Origin of the sequence: Alkalicoccobacillus plakortidis (assembly GCF_023703085.1) — a bacterium.
In the GTDB taxonomy this organism is placed as follows: domain Bacteria; phylum Bacillota; class Bacilli; order Bacillales; family Bacillaceae_D; genus Alkalicoccobacillus; species Alkalicoccobacillus plakortidis.
Genome location: NZ_JAMQJY010000001.1, coordinates 253077 through 267419, shown reverse-complemented (window position 1 = coordinate 267419; position 14343 = coordinate 253077). Strand labels below are relative to the sequence as shown.

Below are 14343 nucleotides of genomic sequence, written 5' to 3'. Positions count from 1 at the left end.
GCCATATCAGGAGTGAACCTTACTCCACACACTGATTGAGTGAATTGACTTTGACAAGAATCCATACTCATAAGCCAGCTTATAATAATATAATAATCCACGTTTGTTTTCTTCGTTAAAATGATACCATAGATTTTGAAAATATGATTGCCAAAAATCAAATGTTCCACCTTGTTTTAACGTAAAACGTTTTGAAAGATCCTGATATTGATTAGACTCACTAAGTTGCTTACTGTTTACAAGCGCCTGGTAGATTTTTTCTAGCTCGTTTTCGTGAGTACTTAGCACTTCATTACGAACCGCAAAAACCGCATAAGACATCGGAAGTCCTGTATGCTGATACCATAGTTCGCCTAAATCATACATGTATAAGTTATTCGCTGTGCGAGCTGCCCTAATTGCATCATCACCTATTAACAAAGCCGCATCATGAGTAAGTAGCATCTCATCTAAGTTCGGTTTCATCGTATGGTACTGCACATTGAGTTCATAAAATGAAAGCAAAATGATCTTAAGCAAATGCACGGTTGTTGCCGAGCTTGCTGTTAAAGCCACACCCTTTTCATTAAGCTGATCGATTGGAACTTTTGAAAAGAGATACAGGGACCTGACTTCTCCTTTAGATGAAACGGACAGGTCAGGTAGAATAGAGTAGTCTTCAGCATGCTGTGCATACGAAAAAGAGGAAATCCCTGCTAGGTCAACTGATCCTCCAGCTAATTTTTGATTAATACGGCTTGGAACATCAGTCGTCAGTTGAAAGCCTTCAGCTACTAATTGCGGACGATCCAACTTATCAAAAAATGGTTGGATATTTGCATATTCAATTTCCCCAATTCGTAACGTCATGATTTTGACCCCCATCTTTTAAACAACTCATGCTCAACATCCAACATATCAAGGGCTTTGCCAACAACAAAATCAATTAAATCATCAAGAGACTTCGGTGAATGATAAAATCCAGGCATAGCAGGTAGAATAATTGCCCCCGCTTTTGAAAGCTTCAGCATATTCTCTAGTTGGATCTGATGAAGCGGCGTTTCCCTTGGAACAATAATTAACTTTCGATGTTCTTTTAACATAACATCTGCCGCTCTCTCAATCAGGTTACCCGAGGCGCCTATTGCCATACCGGAGAGAGAACCCATTGAACATGGCATTACAATCATTCCTTGCGTTTTAAAGGAACCACTAGCAATAGGAGCTGCATAATCATGAAGATCATGAATGTGAAGCATATGCCTGTTTCTTTCAAATAAGGAATGAAGCAATTTTTCTCGATCTGATGTATCAAGCTGCATCTCAGCTTTAAAAACTTGCCATGCCGCCTCAGTTAGCACAAGGTGCACTTCTTTTTCAAGCTTTAAAAGCTCCTGTACTAGGCGTATCCCATAAATCCCTCCGCTTGCACCAGTTATACCGACGATGTACGGATGATTAAAACTCATAGTAGAATATCTCCTAACGTAAAGAGGAACATAACCACGCTAAGTGTGCCATTCATTGGGAAGAAGGCAAACATCACTCTAGAAAGATCATCTTTTGAAACGAGTGTATGCTGATAAATCATCATAACACCTGCAATAATCACACCAGTAAGATAGATCCAACCTAAAAGGCCAGTCATAAAAAACAAGGCTAAAAAGGCACAGAAGCTAATCACATGAAATGCTCGTGCAATGATTAATGCTTTGGCTACTCCAAAACGGCTTGGGATTGAATACAAACCACGTTCACGATCATAATCAGCATCTTGTGTTGCATAAACCGTATCAAATCCAGCTAACCAAAAGGTTACTGCTAGATATAGCACAATAATAACCCAACTAATCTCGCCTGTTACAGCAATCCAACCCCCAAGTGGAGCAAATCCAATCGTTAACCCTAACACGATGTGGCAAGCCCATGTGAAACGTTTTGTGTATGAATAAAACACTAAAAGAAATACTGCCAATGGTAAAAAGACAACCGCTAAAGGATTTAATTGAAACGCAGCGATAAATAATAACGCAAAAGATGCCACAATAAAGACCAACACTTCAACCTTTGACACTAAACCAGCTTGGAATCGCCCGTTCAGCAGTACGTGGGTTATGCCGGTCAATCTTTTCATCTATTAATCGATTGAGAGACATGGCAGCGCTTCTTGCACCGAACATAGCTACAATGATCCAGATCCAATCTGTCCAAAGTGGAAAACGGTCATTAATAAGTAAACTTCCTAAGATGGTCCCCATAAATGCAAACGGTAATGCAAACACCGTATGTTCAAACTTAATCATTTCTAAAATGATTTTTAACTTCCGTATCACAATATCTGCTCCTTACGTATGCGAAACGGCCCTGTGAATGGCCGTTTTTTTATCATAAATCTAGTGATTCGTTTTAATTCCACAATGTACAGCTGCTGCTCCACCTGAGTAACTTTTGTATTTTACTTTTGACAAACCAACCTCTTTAAAAAGTTTGGCAAGCTCTTCTTTTGAAGGGAAGGTCTGAGTCGACTCTTGTAACCAAGAATATTCTTTGTGGCTACGAGCAAAGATTCTACCAGCTAACGGCATAAGATGTCTAAAGTACAGTTGATATACCTGTTTATATACAGGTAGTGTTGGATTAGACGTTTCTAAACAAACAATCATACCCCCTGGTTTAGCAACGCGTTCCATTTCCTTTAGTACTTGAAGATAATCAGGAACGTTACGCAGACCAAAACCAATTGTGACATAATCAAACTGGTTATCTTCAAATGGAAGCTCCATCGCATTCCCATGATGTAACTGTATGTACTCTAATTGCTTTTCCTTGAGTTTTACTTGCCCTACTTTTAGCATATTTTGACTGAAATCCAGTCCCTCTGTTCGGCCATCTTGACCTGCAGCTTGTCCAAGCGCAATTGTCCAATCAGCCGTACCACAGCAAACATCTAGAGATGAATCTCCTGCCTGAACATTCATCATCTTCATGACGTCCTTACGCCATACTTTATGAAGTTGCAAACTAATTACCGAGTTCATACGGTCATACTGTGATGAAATTGATTCAAATACTTGATGGACACGTTCTTCTTTCGATTGTTGAACCATCTATCTCACCTTTCTTTTTGTAGAACCGATTGGTGTTGGCCCAATGGAATCTGAGAGAAACCTCTCTATGTGTTCTCGAAGATCAACATGCTTTTCCATGAGCAAATCTAGGTCTGTTAAAAGCGAATCCTGTTTGCGAGTAAAGGCTTCCTGTTCATCAACAGTCTTGTCATTTGATGCAATTGTTTTCATTAACAATGAGCCTTGACCACTTGTCCAGTTGTTCCACTCATCTATATATCGAGCGTAAAAAAACAGTGATTCAAAGACTTCTTTATACTGTGTTAGCTCAAATTCTTCGAGTAGTTTTCCGTATAACCCTGATTGAATAAATGTTAGACGAGCGGCAATTTCTTCATAGCTGACTTCACTTGCCTCATACACATCCATTTTCTGTTCATTAATTTCTTGAAGCGTATAGCTGAAAATCCTCGTTAACGGGACATGATCCGCTTCAGCAAGCAAGTTGTAATAGAGGCTACTATAATAATCTCCAATTAAAACATGCAGTTGTCGGTTTTTACGTGTATCATCTGAATGAATCGGATGAAGCGATACCTGTTCATGTACATCTAGTGCAGCCTGAACAAGCAAGGCACACAAAGTAACAACAAAAGCATCTTCTTTCGTTGCTTTTTTAGATAACGCCGCGTAAAACAATCGACATTTTTCCTCATCAATTCCAACACCAGGAATATACTTTTCTATATATGGATGATAAGTAAGTTGATTAAATTTCTCTATAATTGCTGATACCTCTCCATGTAAATGGCTGGGATTCACCATAATATGTATCCTCCAGTGTTTAACAAATTCATCTTCTTAATTATAGCATAGCCGTAAAGCCCCAACATCAAATGTCCGGACATCCATAAGCTACTTTTAACTCTATTTCTCTTCACCTGAAACAACAGAGCCGTGACTCGTTTGAATTTCTGCATTTCCCCGTACCTTTATAGCAGAAGTATGTTCCGTGAACTGCGCCACCATTACCTCGCCTTTATCAAGCTTCTCAGAATGATGAAAGCGTGTATCCGTTCCTCTCGTTAGACCGATAACGGTCACACCATTTTCTTTTGCTTTAATTACAATATATTCCTTTTCGTTACTCATTTTCATCGCTCCTGTTTGCCAAATAGATCAACCCTACCATTTGCTATTCTGGTGTAAATCTTAGCATATATAAACAACCAAAAGCAAAAAGGAACCCTTTACAGAGTCCCGTTGTATGCTACAGAATGATCGCTATTAAGCCACCCGATCCTTCATTTATAATTCTCTCTAGTGTTTCTTTGAGTTTGTAGCGTGCATTTTCAGGCATCAGTGATAGCTTGGCGGAGATTCCCTCGCGAACAATTGAGTTGAGAGACCGTCCAAAGATATCCGAATTCCAAATGGATAAAGGATTTTCTTCAAAATCCTGCATTAAATATCGCACAAGCTCTTCGCTTTGCTTCTCTGTACCGATAATCGGTGCAAATTCTGATTCTACATCTACCTTAATCATATGAATCGATGGGGCAACAGCTTTTAAACGGACACCAAAGCGTGCACCTTGTCGAATGATTTCCGGTTCATCTAAGCTCATATCTGATAAGGCAGGGGCCGCAATCCCATAACCTGTTTGCTTAACCATCTGTAAGGCATCTGAAACTTGGTCATACTCTGACTTGGCATGTGCAAAATCCTGCATTAATGAAAGCAGATGGTCTTTGCCACGAATTTCTACACCAACCACTTCTTTTAGTACCTCGTCATAAAGGGTATCTGGTGCGTAGAGATCAATTTCGGCTATGCCATGCCCCATTTCAATACCAACCAGTCTAGCATCATCTATAAAGTCAAACTCCGTAAAGTGTCCAACTACTCGGTCTACATCTCTGAGTCGTTTGATATCCTTGACGGTTTCCCTTACTGATTCCTCATAGCTTTGGCGCAGCCAATGCTCTTGGTGTAGAACCATAACCCAGCTTGGCAGGTTCACATTCACTTCATGTACTGGGAATTCAAACAATACTTCTCTCAGGACATTTTGAATATCTTGATCAGTCATACTCTCAATACTCATAGATAGTACCGGAATATCATGTTCCTCTGCAAGCTGAGCTCGTAATTTTTCCGTTTCCGGATGATACGGTCTCACACTGTTTACAACCATGATGAACGGCTTTCCGACTTCTTTAAGCTCTTCAATCACTCTTGTTTCTGAATCCACATAGTCATAACGCGGGATGTCCCCGATCGTTCCATCGCTTGTAATGACTACCCCTAAAGTTGAGTGTTCCTGAATGACTTTTCTCGTGCCAATTTCAGCGGCTTCCTGAAATGGGATTGGTTCTTCATACCAAGGTGTATTAATCATCCTCGGACCATTTTCATCCTCATATCCCTTGGCACCAGGTACTGCATAGCCGACACAGTCAACCAATCGGATGTTTACATCAAGACCGTCCCCTACATGAATAGATACGGCCTGATTTGGTACAAATTTTGGCTCTGTGGTCATAATTGTTTTACCAGCTGCTGATTGAGGCAGTTCATCCTGCGCTCGAACCTTTTCGGATTCATTTTCAATGTTTGGCAGGACAACTAGTTCCATAAACTTCTTAATAAACGTTGATTTACCCGTGCGAACGGCTCCCACTACTCCTAAATAAATATCCCCGCCTGTACGTTCTGCAATATCCTTGAAGATGTCTACCTTTTCCACGTGATCCCCTCCCGATCAAGTCAATGTAAGAGCTGTCCGAATGTTTGCGAAACCTCACATACTTCATGCTATGAGCGTTGTCCCAAAAATATGATCTAGTTTTTGGATTCGCAAACAAAATAGTACACTCTGTTTTTTTCGGGAAGGGGAGCCCGATCCACAAAAAATGCCCCTTCCATTATCGTATATATATCAATGGAAGGGACAGATTAGACCACTTTTCTATTTAATTATTTGAGGTTTCCGTAAAAGGTGGATTTAATTCAGGCTCACCAGATTCATTTAACGTATAGGGAACAGAGTGAAATGGAACAAATGGTGCGTCTTTATACAATAATGGACGCAAGTCCTCACCTTCATTAACCTCTTCTCCTTCTTGCAGCAGCTGGTTTATATCACTTGCATAATCAATAATAATCTCCCCTGTATTTGAATAAAGCAATGGCAGCGTATTACCTGTATAGGGACTGATGACTACAGGCGCCTCCTTATACGAGAGCATTTCATAATCAAGTTCAAACAAACCTTTTGCTACAATTTCTTTTACAGGTGCATATGTATGTTGAGATCGATAATTGTTAATTCGACTAGTTAATTCCTGAATAGTTTGAACAGCATGAAGATCAATCACTTTAACTGTTGGATTTTCTTCTACATCAACTAGAGCATATTGGTACATCCCACCACTTTCAAAGGCTGTTCCTGGTGGCTCCTGCATATATCGTGGAACCAACTGCCTAAAATCAATAATGTAACGCTGATAAGTAGGCGTGTTCTCGTCAAAAGTTTGAATAGGTAAAACGCCTGTATCTTCTTGAAAATTGTTAATGGCCGATTGAACGGATGCCATTTGATCAAGATAAGCTGCTTGTGATGCCTGCCGCTCACTTTGAGGATAAAAACAACCTGAAAGAAAACAGAGACTACACAAAAACAACGCTTTCAAAAGAGTTCGTTCCAATGTCGCACCTCCTACTTATTCAAATGTTGAGGTTGGTCCACCTATCACAATATAAAAAACGATTATACCTGAAACCATTAAACACATAAATGAGATGGATAACACAATCTTTTGAATAATACCCTTTAATTTTGTTCGACTAAATAAGGCTAGGGCAGCAGACACAAACATCAATATCATTCCAGCAAAAGAAATATACATGTGAAGCATTGCCTGTGACATCTTGCTCCTCCTTTACTATCTATTAACGATTATACAATAAGCCTGTCCATCATCATTGTAAAAATTGGAGAAAAGAGGGGCCTCTTCTCCAATTCTTGACAAAACCCTGATTTTGCAAGCCCTAAATTTGTGTTCTTTAAAAGTATATGCGCTATTCGTGCATTTGCACGAACATCTGCCTATCGGAGCGTTATTTTTTATTAAACATTTTTGAAAGGGATGCAAAATCAGCAGGTACATTATTCTTTATAATCGCTTGAACAAGCTGATCTTCTTTTTCTTTAGTAACTGGTTTACCCGCTAGCTGTGAGACCTGATGTATTAATTTTCTTACTGTTGCTTCGTCTTTTAAGTTTGATTTACTTACTGAATTAGCCAACTTCAGCAATTCGTCTGGTCTAACTTTTGTATTTTTTTGAATTTGATCAAAAAAAGATGAATCCTTATTTTGAGACATCGACTCTCCTCCTCCGTACGTAGTATCAACATATCGTATGCGTACGGAGAAAGATGGTGCATGTTGCCGCCTAGTCTTTTTTTACTTACCTAGTTGCTCTTCTTCATGCTTTTTCACACGACCCATTAGTTCACCAGCTGCGTCATGAGGTAACACATCATTAAAGAGAACATTATATATTGCATTTGTAATTGGCATCTCAACTTCAAAACGTTTGGCCATCTCAAAAGCAGCTTGTGTTGTTCTAACTCCCTCTACAGCCATACCCATTTGATCGAGGACTTCATCTAATGACAAACCTTGACCAATCATTTTTCCTGCTCGGAAGTTTCTAGAATGAACACTTGTGCAAGTAACAATTAAATCCCCTAGACCTGACAACCCCGAAAAAGTGAGTGGATCTGCTCCAAGCTTTACACCCATCCGAGTAATTTCAGCAAGACCTCGAGTCATAATAGCCGCTTTTGTATTATCACCATAGCCAAGTCCATTTGTTACTCCACATACAAGAGCAATAATATTTTTTAAGGCTCCACCAAGTTCAACTCCAACAAGGTCAGTATGTGTGTAGACTCGAAAATTTTGATTCATAAAAAGATCTTGCGCCTGTTGAGACGCATCCGTTTGTAAAGAAGAAACAGTAACCGTAGTAGGCTGTCGACGACTTACCTCTTCTGCATGGCTAGGACCAGACAACGCAACAACCGCTTTAAGTAATGAATGACCTGCCGCTTCTTCTTCAATCATTTCAGATACACGCTTTTGAGTACCAGGTTCAATTCCTTTACTTACATGAATAATCGTAAGTGGATGAACAGCAACCTCAAGTAGCTTTTTTGTCTCTTCTCGAATGGCTTTAACGGGTACAGCTAATACCACAACGTCGACTGGATGAACAGCTTCTTGCAAGCTTGTGAAACCTACCATGTTTTCTGGAAGGATAACATCCGGCAAATAGCGAGCATTTGTCTTTTTGGTGTTTATTTCTTCAATTTGATCTGACCTTCTCGCCCACATTCGAACATCATGTCCGTTGTCAGCTAGAACCATACCAAGTGCAGTACCCCAACTTCCAGATCCTAAAACAGCAATTGTTGTCATGCGACTCATCTCCTCACACTACTCTTATTATGCACCTTTTTTTGACCCTAGCTTATTTTCTGTTCCAGTAGCCAAACGTTTAATATTTGTACGATGTTTCCATAAAGAAAGCATTGCTACTGCTAAAGTTAAATAAATATACTCAATTGGATAATCATAATGATTCATAAATAACCATGTAGTTAAAGGGGTCAATATCACAAAAAGGAGCGACCCAAGTGAAACATAACGTGTAAGAACAATACTTAAAATAGCAATGACACCTGCTGTTAGTGCAGGAATTAAGACAAGAGTAGCAATGACACCGATTGTCGTTGCCGCTCCCTTGCCTCCTCGAAAACCAAAATAGATGGGCCAATTATGTCCAAGAATCGCTGCAAGACCTGCAAGCGCCGGCACCCAGGCATTGCCATCTCCAAGCCAAACACCAATCCATACCGCAATGATACCTTTTAGAATATCCAAGACCAAAACGGAGATAGCCGGGCCTTTGCCCATTATTCTCAGTGTGTTTGTTGCTCCTGCATTGCCGCTTCCCATGGTCCGGATGTCTAGCTTGAGTAGCTTTCTACCAATGAGATAACTAAAGCTAACGGAACCTAATAAATAGCCAATAATTATGGAAACCAGAAGGGCTAGTCCCATTTACGTTCTCCTCCCATTGCCTTTATTCTATTAATCATTTTTCTTTCTAGAAATGATTTTAACTGGTGTTCCTTCAAGCTCAAATGTAGCACGCAGTCGATTTTCTAAGAACCTCTGATAAGAAAAGTGCATGAGTTCAGGCTCATTCACAAAAAAGACAAAGGTTGGTGGTCCAACAGCAACCTGAGTAACATAATTAATCTTCAGACGTTTCCCTTTGTCAGTTGGAGTTGGATTCATCACAACTGCATCCATAATCATGTCGTTAAGCACATGAGTTGGAACTCGTAGTGTGTGATTTTCAGCTACTTTATTAACAAGTGGTAACAAATGCTGCATACGTTGACGTGTCAACGCAGATAAAAATAGAATCGGTGCATATGTTAAGAATAGAAACTCTTCACGAATTTTACGTTCGAAATTTTGCATCGTTTTATCATCTTTGTCTAGAACCGCATCCCATTTATTAACAACAAACACAATGGCTCGTCCCGCTTCATGGGCATAACCTGCGATTTTTTTGTCTTGCTCGATAATACCTTCTTCAGCATTTAATACAACTAACACGACATCAGCTCGCTCAATTGCTTTTAATGCTCGAAGCACACTATATTTCTCCGTTGATTCATACACTTTCCCACGTTTGCGCATACCTGCTGTATCAATGACAACATAGTCTTGATCATCCTTAGAAAAAGGAGTATCAATTGCGTCTCTTGTCGTTCCAGCGATATCACTGACAATAACTCGGTCTTCTCCAAGCATGCCATTTACGAGAGAAGATTTCCCCACATTTGGTCGACCGATTAATGCAATACGAATCGTATCAGGGTCGTACGAATCGTCTTCTTCATCTGGAAAATGGCTCTTAACCTCATCTAGAAGATCTCCCAGACCTAATCCATGTGAACCAGAAATACCAAATGGCTCTCCCATTCCTAATGAATAAAATTCATATAGTTGCTGTTGCATTTCGACGTTATCAATTTTATTCACAGCAAGAACAACAGGTTTCTTAGAACGGAACAAAAGTTTAGCTACTTCCTGATCAGCATTCGTTATGCCTTCACGCCCATTAACCATAAAAATAATAACATCTGATTCTTTAATTGCTAATTCTGCTTGAGCACGCATCTGAACAAGTAGAGGTTCGTCTCCAATTTCAATACCGCCTGTATCGATCACCTGAAATTCCGTATCCAACCATTCACCTTTGCTATAGATTCGATCACGTGTTACTCCAGGAATATCTTCCACAATCGCAATTCTTTCTCCAACAATACGATTAAAAATTGTAGATTTTCCGACGTTAGGACGTCCTACAATGGCCACGACTGGTTTAGTCACAGCGCCACAACCTTTCTCTAAAATGCTGCATGAATTTTTCTTTCACAAATCATAACAGTCATTGTTCATACGAAAAAACGACACGAGCATCCACTCGAAAAGAGTGCATTCTTTGCCGTTTCTAACTTACTCATCTTACTAAATCTGACCGTGCTTGTCGACCCTATCTCAAAGGTTTTATAGGCTCTGTGTAGCCTGGGAGCTATTTTCAGTTAAACGCCGCAAGAATCGAAGGGTGTTTTGGAGGAGAAGATGTACAAATAAAATGAGTAAACTTGCTGCTAATCCATCAAAGAACAACCCACTTCCGACCTCGTAAGTACCCCATATTTTTGATAATACGAGATTAAGCAACAGCTCACCATGCATAATACCAAGTGTTACGGCAATTAAACGTACGTATGTTGATTTGATGAGTAAGGACGAAACAACATATAAAAGTCCTGCTACCATCCATTCTTTGTTCGCAATCAAGATAATAGGATCAAAGATTGACCAAAGTGTGAACCCTGCGTAAATGGCTGTTATTACCCAAACCCAAAAAAATGATGAAATTAAATTTCTTTTAGTCTGTCTATGAAAAAACCAATAACAGCTAACAGTTAGCCAAATGAACCCAAGGTTTATTGACCCTGACAACATGTTAATGTTTATTGAGTAAAAAATAATAAACAATAAAATAAACAGTGCAAAACCATATCTATTACTTGTTTTTGGCACTAAAAATGTGACAACAACCCAGGCTGTCCAGCCGAGCCAAAACATCACTAATCCTTCCATCGCTATTCCCCCTAGTTTCATAAACTAGTATGGGCAGGGTTTGGGATCGTTAAACCTGATGATGGAGGGGGAATGGAATACGGTTGACCTGTAAAGAGGAACGATCGTGTTTTCATTAAAAATTTTTAATGCGAGAATGGGTATCTGCAGTCTCACCGCTACCGGGATGTAGGAGCGTCGTGATTTTTAGTAGATTATTAATGGGAATAGTAGCTTAGTAAATGAATTATATTTAGTTTTTTAATACTTATTCACATTTTAATATTCCGTGGTAGCATTTTACAAACAAATTATTGGAAAGAGGATAAATGACAATCAAAATATACTAATTATACAGCTACCAAAGGACAGTAGTAATCTACACCCTAATAAATAATGAATAGACACTAGCCATGACATACACGGAGCTACACAAAAAAACCGAACCATTATGATGTGAGTTAATCAACATAATGGTTCGGTATAATTGATAGCTAAAACATTTATATTCTAGCTTCTATTGTTTGTATTTTTTTAGTTGGTCGCCAATCATGTCGCCTAATGAAAAGCCACCAGAATCTTCTTCTCGGTTCTTGTCATATTGGGCATATTCTTGACTTCCTTGATCATCAGTTAATAATTCTCTGATACTTAAGGAGACTCGTTTATCTTCAGCACTTACTTCAAGTACTTTCACTTGAACAGTTTCTTCTTCCGATAACACCTCACCTGGTGTTCCAATGTGGCGGTTTGCAATTTGGGAAATGTGAACAAGTCCTTCAATACCAGGTGCAATCTCGACAAATGCGCCAAACGAAACAAGGCGTTTTACAGTTCCTTCTACAACATCACCAACTGAAAACTGTTGAGCCACTTTCTCCCATGGACCAGGTTCTGTGTCTTTAATTGAAAGAGAGACACGTTCACTATTTGTATCTACTGAGAGAATTTTCACTTTGACCTTATCACCTTCAGATACAATTTCAGATGGGGTTTCAACTCTATAATGTGCAAGTTGTGAGATATGAACAAGTCCATCTACCCCTCCAACATCAACAAAAGCACCAAAGTTTGTTATTCGTTGTACTGTACCATCCACTGTATCTCCTGGTTTAAGTGAATCAAGAACTTGACGCTTGTTCAACTCTAATTCTTCATCAAGTACAGCTCGTTGAGAAAGGATGAGTTTATTATGTTCCTTATCAATTTCCGCTACTTTTAAGCGAAGTGTACGTCCTTTATAGTCAGTAAAATCCTCTACAAAGTGACGTTCTACTAAGGAAGCAGGGATAAATCCACGGACGCCAACATCAACGACCAATCCACCCTTTACAACATCTGCTACCTCAGCCTCAATAATTTCTTCTGAATGATAGGCCTCTTGGAGTCGTTCCCATGCTTGTTCGGCCAAAACGGCTCGCTTGGATAGAACCAATTCGTCATCAGTGACTTTTTGAATTTTGAGTTCGAGTTCGTCATCTACGGCTAAAACATCACCGACTGTTTCAACATGCAGGCTTGATAGTTCACTAATTGGCACAATGCCATCTACCTTGAAACCTACATCAACAAAGGCTTGCTTTTCCTCTACCTTTGTTACTTTACCAGTCACAATGTCTCCTACAGAAAATGATTTCAATTCAGATACTTCATTATTCATATCTTCGACCATTGACATCTGCCTCCTTCAGTACCCGCAAACTTTCAAAGCGGTATGAAACTAGTTTTATAAAAAACTTTCAACTTAATGAAAGAGTTTTAATCTTGAGGTTGTTTGTGTTGATTCAATAGGTTTTGTATTTCACTCATAATAATCTCAGTGACTTCTGCTGAATTCGCTTTTTCTTGACGCTTCTCACTAAGATCAATTGGTTTTCCATAAATGAGTTTTAACGGTTTTCCACGCTGATAACGACCAATAATGGCACAAGGGATGACTACAGCATCTGTTTTTAATGCAAAAAAACCTGCTCCAAGCCAATCCTTTTCCTAACTTGCCGTCTTTGCTTCTAGTACCTTCTGGGAACAAACCTAAGATTTCATGATCATTAAGATATGAAATACCTTTACGTAGCGTCTGTTTATCTGCACCCCCACGCTTAACAGGAAATGCACCTAGCTTTGGAAGCAACTGTTTTAAGATCGGCTTCTCAAACAATTCTTGCTTAGCCATATACCTTGTTGGACGTTTTAGATATGCACCTAAAAAAGGTGGGTCAAAATTACTAATGTGATTACAACAAAGCAGGACTCCACCATGTTCAGGAATGTTCTCTTTGCCTTCAATCTCAACCTTATAAAAGGATGATAAATAGGTTCGGCAAACAAATTGACCAAATTGGTATATTCCCATCCTATCTCGTTCGCTCCTTCGCCAAATCCGTAATAGCTTGGGCAACTTCGGAAATAGATAAGGTCGTTGTGTCAATCTCTATTGCGTCTTCTGCTTTTTTAAGTGGAGCAAACGCTCTAGTAGAATCTAACTCATCACGTTTTGCGATATCTGCTTTTAACTGTTCATAATCTGATGGCATACCTTTGCTTAACTGCTCTTCATGGCGTCGACGTGCTCGCTCTGTTACAGATGCAGTTAAAAAGATCTTAAGCTGTGCATTAGGAAGCACGTAAGTACCAATATCGCGACCATCAAGTACACTATTTGTTTTAATAGCAAGTTGGCGTTGACGTTCAACCATTTCTTCACGAACTGATTGATAGCTTGAAACTAGTGATACATTTTGATTTACTTCAGTGGAACGGATATCTTCCGTAACATCTTCTTCATTAAGGAGTACTCTAGACCCCTTCTGATCGACTAATAACTGAATATGGCATGTGCTTAACAAATGACTTAATTCAATTTCATTAAGTGTGTTTACATTTTTTCTTAGAGCAGCTAGCGTCAAAGTTCTATACATAGCTCCTGTATCAATATACAAAAAACCAAGTTCTTCTGATACTAATTTAGCTACTGTACTTTTCCCGGCACCAGCAGGTCCATCAATCGCAATATTCACCGAATCACTCATTTCCTACACCTCAAATTATTTCGCAA

General features: G+C 39.3%; 15 protein-coding genes and 2 pseudogenes. All 17 read right to left on the bottom strand.

Annotation, left to right across the window (positions count from 1 at the left end; genetic code table 11):
• Positions 1–6 precede the first annotated feature (6 nt).
• The gene (locus NDM98_RS01570) at positions 7–849 is read right to left on the bottom strand and encodes a menaquinone biosynthesis protein (RefSeq protein ID WP_251603816.1); all 843 of its coding nucleotides are present in this window, start codon (positions 847–849) and stop codon (positions 7–9) included.
• Positions 846–1448 carry a UbiX family flavin prenyltransferase gene (locus tag NDM98_RS01565; protein WP_251603813.1) on the bottom strand — a complete coding sequence of 201 codons (603 nt, stop codon included), beginning with the start codon at positions 1446–1448 and terminating at the stop codon, positions 846–848. The genes NDM98_RS01570 and NDM98_RS01565 overlap by 4 nt, the downstream gene beginning before the upstream one ends.
• A pseudogene (locus NDM98_RS01560) lies at positions 1445–2312 on the bottom strand (UbiA-like polyprenyltransferase). Before NDM98_RS01560 ends, NDM98_RS01565 begins: the two are co-directional and overlap by 4 nt.
• Positions 2313–2372: 60 nt before the next feature.
• Entirely contained in the window at positions 2373–3086 is a 714-nt protein-coding gene (locus NDM98_RS01555) for a demethylmenaquinone methyltransferase (RefSeq protein ID WP_251603810.1), read from the bottom strand.
• Complete coding sequence (locus NDM98_RS01550; RefSeq protein ID WP_251603808.1) at positions 3087–3872, bottom strand: heptaprenyl diphosphate synthase component 1; 786 nt, start codon at positions 3870–3872, stop codon at positions 3087–3089.
• 102 nt (positions 3873–3974) lie between these two features.
• Positions 3975–4199 (bottom strand): trp RNA-binding attenuation protein MtrB, encoded by a 225-nt coding sequence (mtrB, locus tag NDM98_RS01545; protein ID WP_251603805.1) that lies wholly within the window; start codon positions 4197–4199, stop codon positions 3975–3977.
• Between the two features lie 118 nt (positions 4200–4317).
• Positions 4318–5796 carry a stage IV sporulation protein A gene (spoIVA, locus tag NDM98_RS01540; RefSeq protein WP_251603801.1) on the bottom strand — a complete coding sequence of 493 codons (1479 nt, stop codon included), beginning with the start codon at positions 5794–5796 and terminating at the stop codon, positions 4318–4320.
• Positions 5797–6022: 226 nt separating this feature from the next.
• Positions 6023–6757 (bottom strand): YphF family lipoprotein, encoded by a 735-nt coding sequence (locus NDM98_RS01535; RefSeq protein WP_251603799.1) that lies wholly within the window; start codon positions 6755–6757, stop codon positions 6023–6025.
• A 15-nt stretch (positions 6758–6772) separates the two neighbouring features.
• Complete coding sequence (locus tag NDM98_RS01530; RefSeq protein WP_251603796.1) at positions 6773–6979, bottom strand: DUF2768 domain-containing protein; 207 nt, start codon at positions 6977–6979, stop codon at positions 6773–6775.
• A 190-nt stretch (positions 6980–7169) separates the two neighbouring features.
• Positions 7170–7436: a stage VI sporulation protein F gene (locus NDM98_RS01525; RefSeq protein ID WP_251603794.1), complete on the bottom strand. Its 267-nt coding sequence runs from the start codon at positions 7434–7436 to the stop codon at positions 7170–7172.
• Between the two features lie 81 nt (positions 7437–7517).
• Positions 7518–8537, bottom strand: a complete 1020-nt coding sequence (locus NDM98_RS01520; RefSeq protein WP_251603791.1) for an NAD(P)H-dependent glycerol-3-phosphate dehydrogenase — start codon at positions 8535–8537, stop codon at positions 7518–7520.
• A 27-nt stretch (positions 8538–8564) separates the two neighbouring features.
• Positions 8565–9182 (bottom strand): glycerol-3-phosphate 1-O-acyltransferase PlsY, encoded by a 618-nt coding sequence (gene plsY, locus NDM98_RS01515; RefSeq protein ID WP_251603787.1) that lies wholly within the window; start codon positions 9180–9182, stop codon positions 8565–8567.
• Positions 9183–9212: 30 nt separating this feature from the next.
• Positions 9213–10529: a ribosome biogenesis GTPase Der gene (gene der, locus NDM98_RS01510; RefSeq protein ID WP_251603784.1), complete on the bottom strand. Its 1317-nt coding sequence runs from the start codon at positions 10527–10529 to the stop codon at positions 9213–9215.
• 177 nt (positions 10530–10706) lie between these two features.
• Complete coding sequence (locus tag NDM98_RS01505) at positions 10707–11309, bottom strand: YphA family membrane protein (RefSeq protein ID WP_251603781.1); 603 nt, start codon at positions 11307–11309, stop codon at positions 10707–10709.
• 496 nt (positions 11310–11805) lie between these two features.
• Entirely contained in the window at positions 11806–12960 is a 1155-nt protein-coding gene (gene rpsA, locus NDM98_RS01500) for a 30S ribosomal protein S1 (protein ID WP_251603778.1), read from the bottom strand.
• Between the two features lie 86 nt (positions 12961–13046).
• Positions 13047–13641 (bottom strand): annotated as a pseudogene (locus tag NDM98_RS01495) (lysophospholipid acyltransferase family protein).
• 1 nt (position 13642) lies between these two features.
• Entirely contained in the window at positions 13643–14317 is a 675-nt protein-coding gene (gene cmk / locus NDM98_RS01490; protein WP_251603774.1) for a (d)CMP kinase, read from the bottom strand.
• Positions 14318–14343 lie beyond the last annotated feature (26 nt).